The sequence below is a fragment of the Skermanella stibiiresistens SB22 genome, from assembly GCF_000576635.1.
Taxonomy (GTDB): domain Bacteria; phylum Pseudomonadota; class Alphaproteobacteria; order Azospirillales; family Azospirillaceae; genus Skermanella; species Skermanella stibiiresistens.
In genome coordinates, this window is the sequence record NZ_AVFL01000008.1 from 211,999 (window position 1) to 225,707 (window position 13,709).

At 64.5% G+C, this 13,709-nt stretch carries 10 protein-coding genes; 5 read left to right on the forward strand and 5 right to left on the reverse strand.

The window, feature by feature from the left end; genetic code table 11:
- Positions 1 to 76: 76 nt before the first annotated feature.
- Entirely contained in the window at positions 77 to 1,189 is a 1,113-nt protein-coding gene (locus tag N825_RS13335; protein ID WP_037452260.1) for an alkene reductase, read from the reverse strand.
- A 157-nt stretch (positions 1,190 to 1,346) separates the two neighbouring features.
- Here N825_RS13335 and N825_RS13340 point away from each other — a divergent pair, with 157 nt between their 5' ends.
- Both N825_RS13340 and N825_RS13345 read left to right on the forward strand, forming a co-directional pair.
- Complete coding sequence (locus tag N825_RS13340) at positions 1,347 to 2,234, forward strand: LysR family transcriptional regulator (protein ID WP_037452261.1); 888 nt, start codon at positions 1,347 to 1,349, stop codon at positions 2,232 to 2,234.
- 519 nt (positions 2,235 to 2,753) lie between these two features.
- Positions 2,754 to 5,744 carry a transglycosylase domain-containing protein gene (locus N825_RS13345; RefSeq protein ID WP_037452263.1) on the forward strand — a complete coding sequence of 997 codons (2,991 nt, stop codon included), beginning with the start codon at positions 2,754 to 2,756 and terminating at the stop codon, positions 5,742 to 5,744.
- A gap of 459 nt (positions 5,745 to 6,203) precedes the next feature.
- Here the strand turns inward: N825_RS13345 and N825_RS13350 are convergent, their stop codons facing one another.
- Entirely contained in the window at positions 6,204 to 6,788 is a 585-nt protein-coding gene (locus tag N825_RS13350) for a helix-turn-helix domain-containing protein (protein WP_037452266.1), read from the reverse strand.
- A 113-nt stretch (positions 6,789 to 6,901) separates the two neighbouring features.
- The gene (gene zapE, locus N825_RS13355) at positions 6,902 to 8,041 is read right to left on the reverse strand and encodes a cell division protein ZapE (protein WP_037452269.1); all 1,140 of its coding nucleotides are present in this window, start codon (positions 8,039 to 8,041) and stop codon (positions 6,902 to 6,904) included.
- Between the two features lie 82 nt (positions 8,042 to 8,123).
- Here zapE and N825_RS13360 point away from each other — a divergent pair, with 82 nt between their 5' ends.
- Complete coding sequence (locus N825_RS13360) at positions 8,124 to 8,693, forward strand: nucleotidyltransferase family protein (protein WP_037452271.1); 570 nt, start codon at positions 8,124 to 8,126, stop codon at positions 8,691 to 8,693.
- On the opposite strand, the gene N825_RS13365 is transcribed toward N825_RS13360, so the two are convergent.
- Both N825_RS13365 and N825_RS13370 read right to left on the reverse strand, forming a co-directional pair.
- Positions 8,674 to 10,020 carry a B12-binding domain-containing radical SAM protein gene (locus N825_RS13365; protein ID WP_037452274.1) on the reverse strand — a complete coding sequence of 449 codons (1,347 nt, stop codon included), beginning with the start codon at positions 10,018 to 10,020 and terminating at the stop codon, positions 8,674 to 8,676. The genes N825_RS13360 and N825_RS13365 overlap by 20 nt on opposite strands.
- A 110-nt stretch (positions 10,021 to 10,130) precedes the next feature.
- Complete coding sequence (locus N825_RS13370; RefSeq protein WP_037452277.1) at positions 10,131 to 11,192, reverse strand: NAD-dependent epimerase/dehydratase family protein; 1,062 nt, start codon at positions 11,190 to 11,192, stop codon at positions 10,131 to 10,133.
- A 158-nt stretch (positions 11,193 to 11,350) separates the two neighbouring features.
- On the opposite strand from N825_RS13370, the gene N825_RS13375 reads away from it, so the two are divergent.
- A complete protein-coding gene (locus N825_RS13375) occupies positions 11,351 to 12,565 on the forward strand; it encodes a glycosyltransferase (RefSeq protein WP_037452279.1) in 1,215 nt (404 codons plus the stop codon).
- A 53-nt stretch (positions 12,566 to 12,618) separates the two neighbouring features.
- On the forward strand, positions 12,619 to 13,689 hold the full coding sequence (locus N825_RS13380; RefSeq protein ID WP_037452282.1) for an NAD-dependent epimerase/dehydratase family protein: 1,071 nt from the start codon (positions 12,619 to 12,621) through the stop codon (positions 13,687 to 13,689).
- Positions 13,690 to 13,709 lie beyond the last annotated feature (20 nt).

The window sequence follows — 13,709 nt, forward strand, 5'->3', positions numbered from 1 at the left end:
GATCGGCGGCACCCGGAGCAGGGAGAACCGTGATGACGGCGTCAAGTTGCGGGCGTCACCCCACGAAATCGCGCGATCACGCGTTTTCGAGCGTCGGATAGTCGGTGTAGCCGCGCGCGTCGCCGCCGTAGAAGGTCGGGCGGTCGTAGCGGTTGAAGGGGGTGCCACGCCGCAGCCGTTCAACCAAGTCGGGGTTGGCGACGAACAGCCGACCGAAGGCGACCAGATCGGCCTTGCCTTCGGCGACCGCCTCGGGAGCGGTCTCGCGCGTGAAGCCGCCGGCCGCGATGATCGTGCCGCCGAAAATCTTCTTGAAGCGCGACGAGGCGTCGGGGGCGTTGGCGTCCAACGCGTTGGTGTCGCTGTTCTGATCGGCACGGGGCTCGACCAGGTGCAGATACGCGAGACCGCGCTTGCCCAGTTCGGCCGTGACGTGATCGAACAGCGCGCCGGGGTTGTCGTCATGCATGTCGTTGAAGTGGCCCCAAGGCGACAGCCGGACGCCGACCCGGTCGGCGCTCCAGGCGCCGGTCACGGCGTCGACCACCTCCAGCAGGAAGCGCGCGCGGTTCTCGATCGCGCCGCCATACTGGTCGTCGCGACGGTTGGTGCCGGTCTGGAGGAACTGGTCGATCAGGTAGCCATTGGCGGAATGGATCTCGATGCCATCGAAGCCAGCCGCTCGCGCGTTGACGGCGGCCTTCCGGAAGTCGTCGACGATGCCGGGGATCTCATCCAGGCGGAGCGCCCGCGGTGTTTCGAACGGCACCGGCTCGAACGTCCGGGTCATGTGCGTCCCGGCGGCGGGCACCGGCGAGGGAGCCACCGGCAAGGCGCCGTCCGGCTGCATGCTGGAATGGGAAATCCGGCCGGTATGCCAGATCTGGAGGAAGATCACGCCGCCCTTGGCGTGGACGGCGTCGGTGACCAGCCGCCAGCCTTCGACCTGTTCGGTGGAATGAATGCCGGGAGCGCCGGGATAGCCCGTCGCCTGCTTCGAAATGTCGGTGGCTTCGGCGATGATCAAGCCACCGTTGGTGGCCCGCTGCCCATAATACTCGGCGTTCATCGCCTGCGGAACGTCGCCCGGCTGGCGCGAGCGCATCCGGGTCAGAGGCGGCATCGCGACCCGGTGCGACAACTCGACGGCACCGACGCGGATGGGTGTGAAAAGCGGATCGACTGACATGGAAACTCTTTCTGCGATGGCGGCCCGACGGAAATGCGCGAGGCCGAAGCTTATCCTGACCCACCCAGATGGCATCTGACACCAATCCGTTGTAGTGTCGCCTTGTGACAAGCCGGCTTGTCAGAAAATGATATAATCCACGAGATGGGGCGCCGTGATGGAAACCGATGAACTCGCCGTGCTCGTCCAAGCGGTCGCGGCCGGAAGCCTATCGGGTGCCGCGCGCCGCCTTGGGGTGACGCCGACCATCGCGAGCCGGCGCCTCGCCGCGCTGGAGGACCATCTGGGCGTCCGCCTGATGCATAGGACGACGCGCTCCGTGTCGCTCACTCCCGAGGGGGAGGCGTTGCTGCCGCATGCGCAGGCGATGCTGGAGATCGAGCAGATGGTACGCTGCCGCCTCGCTCCCGCCGATTTGGGCGTCAGCGGCGTGCTGCGGGTCACGGCGCCCGCATCGTTCGGGCGCAAGATCGTGGCTCCGTTGGTGCCCGCCATGCTGGACGCGAACCCGGAACTGCGCGTCGACCTGGAACTGACCGACAGCGTGGTGGATATCGTGGCGGCTGGGATCGATGTCGCCGTCCGGATCGGGCGGCTTCGGGAATCGACGCTGATCGCGCGGCGGCTGGCACCGAACCCCCGCGTATTGTGCGCTTCGCCAATTTATCTGGAACGCCGGGGCACGCCTAGGACGGTCGAGGCCTTGGCCGATCACGAGTGCCTCGTCTTGAGCGGAACCGGGAGCTGGCCGTTCGACGCCGGTGGCAAGGCGCGTGACATCAGGGTTTCGGGGCGCTTCGCCAGCAATAGCGTGGAAGCGATCCGCGAGGCCTGCATCGGCGGATTGGGCATCGCCCTGCTGTCGCGCTGGGATGTCGTGACCGAACTCAACACCGGAGCCCTGGTTCGGATTTGCTTGGAAACCCTCAATCCGCAGGAAATCTCGGTCTGGGCCGTCTATCCCAGCCCCCGCTTGGTGGCACCAAAGGTGCGGACGTTCATCACGTCCCTGGAACGGGCGTTGGGGAGATTGGATGGCACGTGAGGTTGGCGCCAAGAGGTCGTGAGATCGACGAGGCTCCACCGCCCGCGGCCAGGGCGGTATCTACGGACGGTGAAGCCTAGTCCAATCCGGGGTCTCCTCTGACGGAGAAGCCGGGTCATGGTCCCGGCTGATGCAAGATCGCTCCCGCGTGCCGCCGACGGGCGACTGAGACTGATCATGCCTCAAGCGGGGCGGTTGCGGTATGAACGCATTCACATGATTTCGCACTCTCCAGCTGTATCGCGCCGGAGTGCCGCGCACGGGCCACTTGGCCATCCAGTGGAGTCGGAAGAAGTGGTTCTATTTAAATAAAATGCATTTCAATTACTTCCAATGGTTGATCGGATAAGCTGTAAGCCCTGATCCCTAAGGTGTCACATAATAGGAACACCAGATGTTTTCGGTAGTGGAAGTACCGGCGAAAACAGTTTGTTAACCACGTCAGCCTAGCCTTTGCCAAAGCCGGATCGACAAGCTTTCCGGCTCGAAGCCTACAACTTTATCGGGAAGGCAGGCTTGATGGGTCGCTTCGGTTGGGAGCGCTGGCTGATCGGTGGGGTGCTCGTCGCCGCGGCATCCGGCATCGGTTGGGTGGGCTACCAGGAGATGCAAACCTCCTGGCTGCAGGCCGGCGTGTTGACCAAATACGGTGAGACGCTCACCTATGGGGTCGATCAAGGCGCCAGCGCGCTGGTCAAATACCCGACCCAAGGTCCCTACAACGAACGCCTCGGCTATACCGAGATCCCCAAGGCCATCAAAGGCTTGACGGACGAGGGCTTCCGGATCGAGCAGCAGGCCCGGACCTCGCCCGAACTGGCGGATTTCGTGGAGTATGGCGGGTTCGCCGTGTTCCGCGAGAAGACCCGCGCCGGGCTGACGCTGAAGGACCGCAACGGCTCGATCCTCTACGCGGCGCGCTATCCCGAGCGCGTCTACGACGACTTCGACAGCGTGCCGCCCCTGGTGGTCAACACGCTGCTGTTCATCGAGAACAGGGAGCTGTTGGACCCGACCTTCCCCAAGCGCAACCCGGCGGTCGAATGGGACCGCTTCGCCCTGGCGATCCTGGGCCTGCCCGCCCAGTGGATCAATCCTGGCATGCGGATTCCCGGCGGCAGCACGCTGGCGACCCAGATCGAGAAGTACCGCCATTCGCCGGACGGCCAGACCTCCGGAGCCACGGAGAAGCTGCGCCAGATGATCTCGGCCAGTGTCCGGGCCTACCTGGATGGTCAGGACACCACCTTCGCCCGGCGCCGCATCGTCGTCGACTATCTCAACTCCACTCCCCTGACCGCCCGCCTTGGCTTCGGCGAGGTCAACGGCCTGGGCGACGGGCTGTGGGCGTGGTACGGCACCGACTTCAAGGACGCCAACGCGATCCTGCGGCAGACGCCCCAAAACAGCCTGGAGGCGATGAGGCGCGCTGAGATCTACAAGCAGGTGCTGAGCCTGCTGCTGGCCCAACGCCGGCCGACCCATTACTTGATCGCCGATCGAAACTCCCTCAACGATCTGGCCGACAGCCACCTGCGCCTGCTGGCGTCGCAGGGCTCGATCTCCGACGAACTGCGCGACGCGGCGCTGGGCATCAAGTTGCGCTTCCGGAATGACGCGCCGCTCCCGCCATCGATTTCGTTCGTGGAACAGAAGGCGGTCAACGCGATCCGCACCCGCCTGCTCGGCATGCTGGGCGTGCCGAGCCTCTACCAGCTCGACCGCTTCGATCTGACGGCGGAAACCAGCCTGGATGGCCCGACCCAGCAGCGCATGGTCGACGTGCTGGCCAAGCTGAACGAGCCCGGGTTCATCGAGACGCTGGGCATGGCCGGTTTCCGCCTGCTCGATGCCGGCAAGAACGACCTGCACAAGGTGATCTACAGCGTCATGCTGTACGAGCGCGGTCCCAGCGCCAACTATGTCCGCATCCAGGCCGACAACCTGGACCGGCCGCTCGACATCAACGAGGGCGCCAAGCTCGACCTCGGCTCCACCGCCAAGCTGCGGACGCTGATCACCTATCTGGAGATCATCTCGGAACTGCACGGACGCTACGGCCACCTGCCGCGCCCGCAGCTCCGCTCCGTCTCGCTGGATGCCACCGACAACCTGACCCGCTGGGTGTCCACATATCTGTCGGATGCCGCCGACCGCGGCCTGCCGGCATTGCTCGCCGCCGCGATGGAACGCCGCTACTCGGCCAGTCCGGGCGAACGCTTCTTCACCGGCGGCGGCGTCCACACCTTCGTGAACTTCGACGACAAGGACAACGGCTCGATACCGACGGTGACCGAGTCGCTACGCAGTTCGATCAACCTGCCCTTCATCCGCATGATGCGCGACATCGTTCAATACTACGTCGCGGAGGGCGCCGAGGACGCTGGCGGCACCTTGCTTTCCGACCCAGCCAACCCCGCGCGGCAAGCCTATCTGGAACAGTTCGCGGACAAGGAGGGCAGCCACTTCCTCAACGGCTTCCACAGCGACTACCGCGGCAAGTCGCCGGACGAGGCGCTGGCCCTGCTCGCCACCCGTGTCCGTCCAGTCCCGCACCGGCTCGCCACCGCCTTCCTGTCGGTTCGCCCCAAGGCCAGTCTCGCCGAGTTCACCCGGTTCATGCGCGACCGCCTGCCCAAGGGCGACCTGAGCGATCAGGTGTTGGAGCGGCTGTTCGAGAAGTACGGCAAGGACAAGTGGAACCTGGCGGATCGCGGCTACATCACGGGCGTTCATCCGCTCCAGCTATGGCTCGTGGAGTACCTGCAGGATCATCCGGACGCGAAGCGGAGCGAGGTCATCATGGCCAGCGCCGACGAGCGGCAGGAAACCTATTCCTGGCTGTTCAAGACCAGCCGAAAGCAGGCCCAGGACACCCGCATCCGGATCCTGCTCGAGGCGGAGGCCTTCCAGCGCATCCACAAGTCCTGGGCGCGCCTTGGCTATCCCTTCGACAGCCTGACCCCCTCCTACGCCACCGCGATCGGCAGCTCCGCCGACCGGCCCGGCGCCTTGGCCGACCTGATGGGCGTCATCGTCTCCGATGGCATCAAGGTCCCAACCCTGCGGGTCGAGCGGCTTCATTTCGCGACCGGAACGCCCTACGAGGCGGTGCTGGGCTTCGATCCCAAGCCGGGGGAGCGGGTGCTGACCCCGGAGATCACGCAGACGGTCCGCAAAGCCTTGCAGGACGTGGTGGAGAACGGCACCGCCCGCCGCGTGCGCGGCGCCTTCACGGCATCCGACGGGCAACCGCTGATCATGGGCGGCAAGACCGGCACCGGCGACCACCGCTATGGCGACCGCGTGATGGCGCGGACCGCGACTTTCGTCTTCTACATCGGCGACCGCTTCTTCGGCACCATCACCGCCCATGTCGCCGGCCCGGAAGCCGCCCGCTACAAGTTCACCAGCGCCCTGCCCGCCCAGCTGCTCAAGTCGTTGGCCCCCGTCATCCAACCCCTGATCGAACGCCCGGTGGCGACCCAGACGGTGGACCGGGGGCACTGAGCGGCGGCTTCACCAGAAGCCGCGTCTGTTCAGGACTTGGCGGCGAGCCGCTTGGGCGACCAATGCTTCCAGCTCTCGTCGAAGGCGCGGAGGCGCCTGGGTTCCGGCCTTGCATCCTTGTTGATCATCACGATCGATCATTGGGAAAAACGCGGGCACCAAGGGTAATCGGGCCACAAGACGTCCATCGAAACGGAATGCGTTCGGCTGTCCAAGCGCGGCTGCTTCTCTAGAAGAGAAGTCGCGTACTCCCATGGGGAGGGTAGGCCCGACAGGATCGAAGGTCGTCGTCGTGTAGACCGCGACCTCCCATCTCTCTTGCGTATGGTGCTCTCGTTGTCCCGTGACGATGGCTAGCAAGTAAACAATATGCTGGTCGTCAGGTGGTGTTCTGGGCTTCTCACGATAAGGGAAGCGGCAGAAGACGAAGTCTCCAGCCTCATACCCCGCTATTTGAGATCATCCTTCTTTAGCATCGTAGCCGAGCAATTCCATGCTGATCGCGCGCCGCGCCTCATAATCCTCATCGCTCTCATCGACATTCCGTTCAACTTCAAATTCAGTTGGAAATTGCGCCATGAAGCTATCAGCTAAATCCCTGGTGTCATCGAAAGCTTCATTGACTTCAATTCGTCGCGCATCCTGCTCCGCCTTATAACAGAGCACGTCCGACAGGAGGATCTTTCTTCTGTTTCCCACCCGCCGACACGGAATTTTTCCCTCATCGATCAGCGATATCAGGTAAGGACGCGAAACCTTCAGAATGTCAGCCGCCTTTGTGGATGTGACCTCGCCGTCGGCTGAGAGGATATCCAGCAAAACGGCCAATTCGGCACTCTTGTCCGAAGCCAGCAGACGGGAGAAGCATTCGAAATAGCCGCTCATTTCAGGGCCGATGAGAATTGCCCCACCTTGACGCCCCTCCACTTCCAAGCGGACGTTACGGTCCTCGCGGATCGCCAAAGTGAACGACTCCGCAGCCTGGGAGGCGATGTCAGGATCGACAACCCCGCCGGATCCACGCTTGAGCATCGTATGGCCCATCGAGCTGTCCTCCAGAAAAATGCCGCTTCACCGCATTATCCGCAATATATGAAATAAGTGCAACAGCCGTAGCTGACGGTTGGCGGGGGTGCGTCGGTCTACACCTGACGTCCTCACGTCAAATGGTCCGCCTCCAGGTAGTCCTCGGCCTGCATCTCCATCAGGCGGCTGACGGTGCGCTGGAATTCGAAGGCATGCAGGCCCTCGCTGTAAAGGGACTCCGGCGGGCCGGCGGCGGCGATGATGGTCTTGACCTTGTGCTCGTAGAGCGAGTCGATCAGCGTCATGAAGCGCTTGGCCTCGTTGCGTTGCGCCTCCCTCAGCTTGGGCACGCCGTCGATGATGACGGTGTGGAAATGTGTCGCGATCGCCAGGTAGTCGCCGGCCCCCAGTGGCTTGGCGCAAAGCTCCGCGAAGCCGAAGCGGGCGACGCCGCGTGCCGCTTGCGGAACCTCGACCTTGCGACCCTGGGCGGTCAGGCTGCACGGAGCGGCCTTGACGCCCTGGGTCAGGGTGTCGAACAGGTCGGCCAGCGCGCGGTCGGTGGCGGGACCCTCGGGGCAATAGTAGACCTTCGTTCCCTTCAGGCGATCGCGGCGGTAATCGGTCGGACCCGAGAGTTCGACGATGTCCACCTTCTCCTTCAACAGGCGGATGAAAGGCAGGAACAGGTCGCGCTGGAGACCGTCCTTGTACAGGTCGTCGGGCGCCCAGTTGGAGGTCGCCACCACCACCACGCCCAGGTCGAACAGGGCGGTGAACAGGCGGCCGAGGATCATCGCGTCGGCGATGTCGGTGACGTGGAACTCGTCGAAGCACAGCAGCCACGCCTCGTCCGCCAATTCCCTGGCGAGATCGGGGATCGTCTCGTCCACGCTCTTGCCGCCGGCGACGCCCTCCTCCTTGGCGGCTTGGCGCTGGCGGTGCATCCGGTCGTGCACCTCGATCATGAAGGCGTGGAAATGGACGCGCCGCCGCCGTTCGACCGGCGCCGTCTCGAAGAACAGGTCCATCAGCATGGACTTGCCACGCCCAACATCACCGTAGATATACAGCCCCTGCGGCGCCGGGTCTGGCCTGCGGGTCAGGCCGAAACGGGCGCGCCAGCCGACCTTGCCCATCGCCGGCCTGTAGTCGCGCAGCGCCTGGAAGAGCGACTGCAACCGCTCGGCCGCGTATTCCTGCGCGGCGTCGGCCTTGAGGGTGCCGGTACCCCGGCGCGAACGATAAAGTGCTAGAGGGCCGTTTGGCATGGCGGGATGGACTGGACCTGGGAACCGGAAAGGACGCGCATACCTAGCGGAAACCGGCGCGGGGCGAAAGCGACTCGACGTCATGCTGACGAACCGGTGGAGCGCCCTCATCCTGGAACGCGCATCCTGCGGCTTGGGCTTGGCGGACTGGTGGCTCACCTCCGGCTGTCTCGCGCAAACCGTCTGGAACCGGGTCGCCGGCCGCGAGCCGGATCGTGGAATCCTCGACTACGACCTGATCTATTTCGATCCGGACACCAGCTGGGAAGCCGAGGATGAGGTGATACGCCGCACCGCAGACCTGTTCTCCGATCTGCCCATCACCGTGCAGATCCGTAATCAGGCTCGGGTACCGCTTTGGTATCGGGCCAAGTTCGGCGTCCCCTACCCGCCGGTCAGCGCGGCCAGCGATGGCATCGACCGGTTCCCCTGCCGAAACACGGCGATCGGCATCCGGAGCGACGCGGATGACCACATCGTCCACGCGCCGTTCGGCCTGGACCTCACGTTCTCGGACACGCTGGTTCCAAACCCCGAGCTCTGGGTGCCGGATGTCTACCAGGCGAAGGTGAGGCGGTGGATGACGGTCTGGCCACACCTCACCGCCCTGCCCTGGCCCACACGGCCAGGGATCAGGAATTCGCCAGACTGAAGGCCAGTTCACGCCACTTCTTGGCGCCATCGGACTCGACCACGTAGTTGTCGTCGGCCACGGCGCCAGGGAAAGCCTTCTGCACCTTTTCCTCGTCCAGGTTGGATAGCGGGGTGCCCTCGATCGCGGCGCAACCGGATTCCTGCCACGTGTCGAGCGGCAGCGAGGCGATGAACCGCTTGGTGTCCTGCATCTGCTCCCGCGTCTCACCCGGCAAGCCGTAGGTGAAGGTGCCATGGCAGGTCATTCCGAGCCGCTTGATCTCGTGGACCACCTTGGTCGCGTATTCCAGGTCCAGGTGCTTGTTGACGATGTTGTCGACCACCCACTGGTTTCCGGACTCGAACCCCAGCTTGACGCCGTAGCAGCCGGCGTCGCGCATGATCTTCCAGCTTTCCATCCGTGAGGTGTCGGCGCGGCACATCGCCGACCACGGCAGATTGATCTTCGTCATCACCTCGGACATCTTCAGCACGTGGTTGTTGCCGATGTTGAAGGTGTCGTCGTCGAAATAGATCGAGCTGTAGCCGTACTTGCCGTTCAGTTCCGACAGGAACGCTTCCATGTAGTCCGGCGTGTAGTGGCGAACCGACCGCTTGGCCGTGCCGTCCGGATCGTTGCCGGTCATGGTCGCCGGCCAGACGCAGAAGATGCACTTGAACGGACAGCCGCGGCTGGACCAGACATGGGCGTGGGGAGCGGACTGGCCGCGTGGGTTGTCGTCCCAGTACCGGTGGGCGATCACCTCGTCATAATACGGGAACGGGGCGTTGTTCATCTCCTCCAGGGTCATCAGGTCGTGTTCGATCACGCCCTCCTCGCCATTGAGGACACGGACGGAGCCCTTCTCGTACTCGCCCTTGATCACCGCGTGGACGGGGAACTTCTCCATGATCTCCTTGCCCATCGACGCGATCGGGCCGGTCACCACGATGCGCGCCTCGGGCACCACCTTCTTGATCGCGAAGATGATCTGGCCGTCATGCTCCCAGCTGGGAGAGGCGGATTCGATGAAGATGTAGCGGTAGCCACCCTCGCGCAGATGGTTGAAGTAGCTGGCGTAGCTCTCGCGGAGCGCCAGGCTGTCGCGCATCACCACGTCGGCGCCGGTCGCCTTGGCGGCGAAGGTGGTGGCGTAGCCCATGAAGAAGGGATAGGGCAGATAGCCGCCGAAAACGAAGTTGTCCGGCGTGGAATAGGTGTGGATGGTGTGGGGCCAGCGGGACCCGGCGCGGATGCCGGCGAGGCACATGTCACGGGAAACCCCGTTGGTGTTGACCGTGACCTGCTCGAGCCACCAAGGTGGATTGCTGAATAGGACCTTCATGGCGGCTTCTCCTCCTGCGGCAATGGGTCGCTGTGCCGGACCGGCCAACGGTAGAAGCTAACGAATAACGAACCGTTAATCCTGATGCTGAACAGGCTTGAGGCGAGCGTTCAGCGCAGGATCGGCTGGACCTCGGCGGCGTGGGTTTCGAGCCAGGTGAAGATGTCGTCCACGATCGTCTCGACACCGCGCGTCGGTTTCCAGCCGGTCGAGGCGGTCACGGCGGCGTTGTCGGTCACGTAATACGGGATGTCGGCGGCGCGGGTCTCGGGATCGCGGCCGATGTCGACGACACGTTGGCACCGATCGACGCACAGCTCGGTCAACTCCGCCAGCGAGACGCTGATGGCCGCCCCGCCGCCGACATTGTAGGTCCGCCCCGCATGGTCGCCGATCCGCTCCACCTGCGCGCGGACCAGATCGTAAAGATCGGCGACGTGCAGGATATCGCGCACCTGCGGGCCAGTCCCGCCGAACCCCATATAGGCCAACGACCCGCCGAACAGGTGACGGGCGGCCCAAAGCACCATGAAGCCCTGGTCGACCTTGCCCATCTGCCACGGCCCGGTCAGCACGCCACACCGGTTGACGACAGCGCGGAGGCCGTACATGGCGCCGTATTCCTCGATCAGCAGTTCGGACGCCAACTTGGTGGCGCCATAGATCGAGCGGCTGCCGGTCATCGGGAAATCGGTCGTGATCCCGTCCTCCGACCAGCCCGGCCCCGCCTTACCCTCGGCCACCACCAGCCGCGAGCCCGTGTTCTCCAGCGGCAGCCCCCGCAACCCGGCGATCGGATAGACGCGGCTGGTGGACAGGAAGATCATGGCGGCGCCACATCGGCGCACCGCCTCCAGGCAGTTGATCGTGCCCACCAAGTTGGTGTTGACGACATAGGCCGGCGACGCGCCGTAGCCCGCGTGGACCGAGGGTTCGGCCGAACATTCCAGCATCAGGTCGAAATCGCCGGCTTCGGCCAAGTCCTCGGCATTCCGGACATCGCCGTGACGGAACTCGACCCCGGCGGCCCTCAGCCGGGGGAGCGCCAACTCGCTGCCGCGCCGGCGCAGGTTGTCCAGTGCCACCACCGTGGCGCCGGGCATATCACGTTTGAAGAACGTCGCGAGGTTCGAGCCGACGAAGCCGGCCCCACCCGTCACCAGAATCCTCATCACACCACCGGAGGTAATCCAATGGTGAAGGAGAGCCGGAAGTCGGCGGCGAGGTCAAGCCGGAAATCACCGGAGGTCCTAACACCATCTTAACCAATAGGCCGAATGGTGGCGGAACAGGTATCGACCAACCAACAACCGACTTCGGATGGGCCATCGTGCAGGACGTCAGCTTCTCCCAAGCCCAGATCAAGGCGTTCCGAAGGGCGGAAGTCATCTTCGTCGCGGCCGATGGCTTCACCTTGGCTCCCAGCCGCATCCGTTGCTACACCTTCGCCAAGGCGTGCCAAGAGCGCGGGATGAAGGCGGAGGTGCTGTCCTTCTTCGACCATCTCGGCGCGTCGGGACAAGGTTCCGGCGCCTATAGGATGGACGAGCAGGAGAAGCTTCGTCTGGTGGCGCTGGCGGCCGACATCCTCAAGCTCAACCCGACCGCCATCCTCTACATGCAGAAGGTGTCGTACCACAGTCTGGCCGTCGCGATGGCCGCCGGGGCGAATGGCAACCCCGTCGTGCTCGACTACGACGATTTCGACTTCGCCTCCCCTTTCCTGCCAGGATTGACGCGCTTTCTGCCGAGCATGGCGCCGATCCCCGCCACGCGCGAGATGGCACGGAGCGCCGATCTGTGCGTCTGCGCCAGCCGCCGGCTGCTGGAGATCTTCGGTGACTTCACCGACAAGCGGGAATTGATCCCGACCGGGACCGACCTGTCGGTGTTCGACGCCTCGCTGCGGGACCACGTCGAGCGCGCCGCCGGTGATCCGGTGGAACTGATCTGGCTGGGCGACATGTGGGGGCCGGCGATTGTCGCCGATGTCATGATGGCGGTGGACGCCTTCGCGGCCCTGCCCCCGTCAATCCGCGATCTGGCCCGGCTGACCGTGATCGGTTTCGGCGATTTCTGGCCCGGCTTCAAGGACACGGTGGCGGCCCAGTATGGCGGCATGACCAATCTGGTGATGCGCGAGCGGATACCGCCCAAGGAGGCGCCGGCCCTGCTGGCCGGATGCGACATCGGCCTGCTGCCGCTGGCCGACAACCCGTTCAACCACTGCAAGAGCCCGACCAAGATGTTCGAGTACATGGCCATGAAGGTGGCCGTGCTGGGAACGCCGGTCGGCGAGGTCGCCCATGTGCTGAAGGACGGCGAAAGCGGCATGCTGGCGTCGGATGTCGCCGGCTACATGCGGCGCATGGGAACGCTGATCCTCGACACGGATCTACGGAGGGCGATGGCGGAGCGGGCCTACGCCGCCGTGGTCGACGGTTATCACCTGGGACCGATGGGCGACAGGCTGGTCGAGCTGCTGACCCGCGTCAGGGAGATCCGCCGCCAGCGGGACCTGGAGCAATCGCTAACCGAGGCTTAACCAACCGCGTCCTAACCTTCGACCCGAACAGCTCAAGAGAAGGGAACGCGGCCATGGCGATCGTCATCGTGACCGGGTCCGCCGGCCTGATCGGCGCGGAGGCGACCCGCTTTTTCCATTCCAAGGGGATGGACGTCGTCGGCATCGACAACGATATGCGCCGCTATTTCTTCGGTGATGGCGCCAGCACGCGCTGGAGCCAGGAACAGCTGGAGCGCTCCATCCCGACCTACCGGCACCACACGGTGGATATCCGCGACGCGGCGGCGATCGACGCGATCTTCCAGCGCCATGGCGACGACATCGTGGCCGTGATCCACACCGCGGCGCAGCCGTCGCATGACTGGGCGGCCCGCGAGCCGGTGACCGACTTCACCACCAACGCCAACGGCACGCTGAACCTGCTGGAGGCGACGCGGAAGTTCTGCGAGCGGGCGGTCTTCATCTTCACCAGCACCAACAAGGTCTATGGCGACACCCCCAACAGGCTGCCGCTGGTCGAGCTTGAGACGCGCTGGGAGCTGTCGCCCGAACACCCTTGGGCATCCTATGGCATTCCCGAGGACATGAGCATCGACCAGACGCTCCACAGCCTGTTCGGGGCGTCCAAGGTCGCGGCCGACGTGCTGGTGCAGGAGTACGGCCGCTATTTCGGAATGCGGACCGCCGTCTTCCGCGGTGGCTGCCTGACCGGGTCGGGCCATTCCGGCGCGGAACTGCACGGCTTCCTGTCCTACCTGATGAAGTGCGCGGTCGCTGGCAAGCCCTATACCGTGTTCGGGTACAAGGGGAAGCAGGTGCGCGACAACATCCACTCGCACGATCTGGTCTCGGCGTTCTGGCACGTGTTCGAGAACCCGCGTTCCGGCGTCGTCTACAACATGGGCGGCGGCCGCTTCTCCAACTGCTCCATGATCGAGGCGATCGGGATCTGCGAGGAGCTGACCGGCTGTCCGATGGACATCACCTATCAGGACGACAACCGGGTCGGCGATCACATCTGGTGGATCAGCGACACCCGGGCCTTCCAGCGCGACTATCCCAACTGGCGCCAGAAATTCGACCTCCGCCGGATCATGGAGGACATCCACGAGGGCTGCCGCGAGCGGGTTCCGGCGGAGTAGCGCCGAACCCCAGGCCCGGG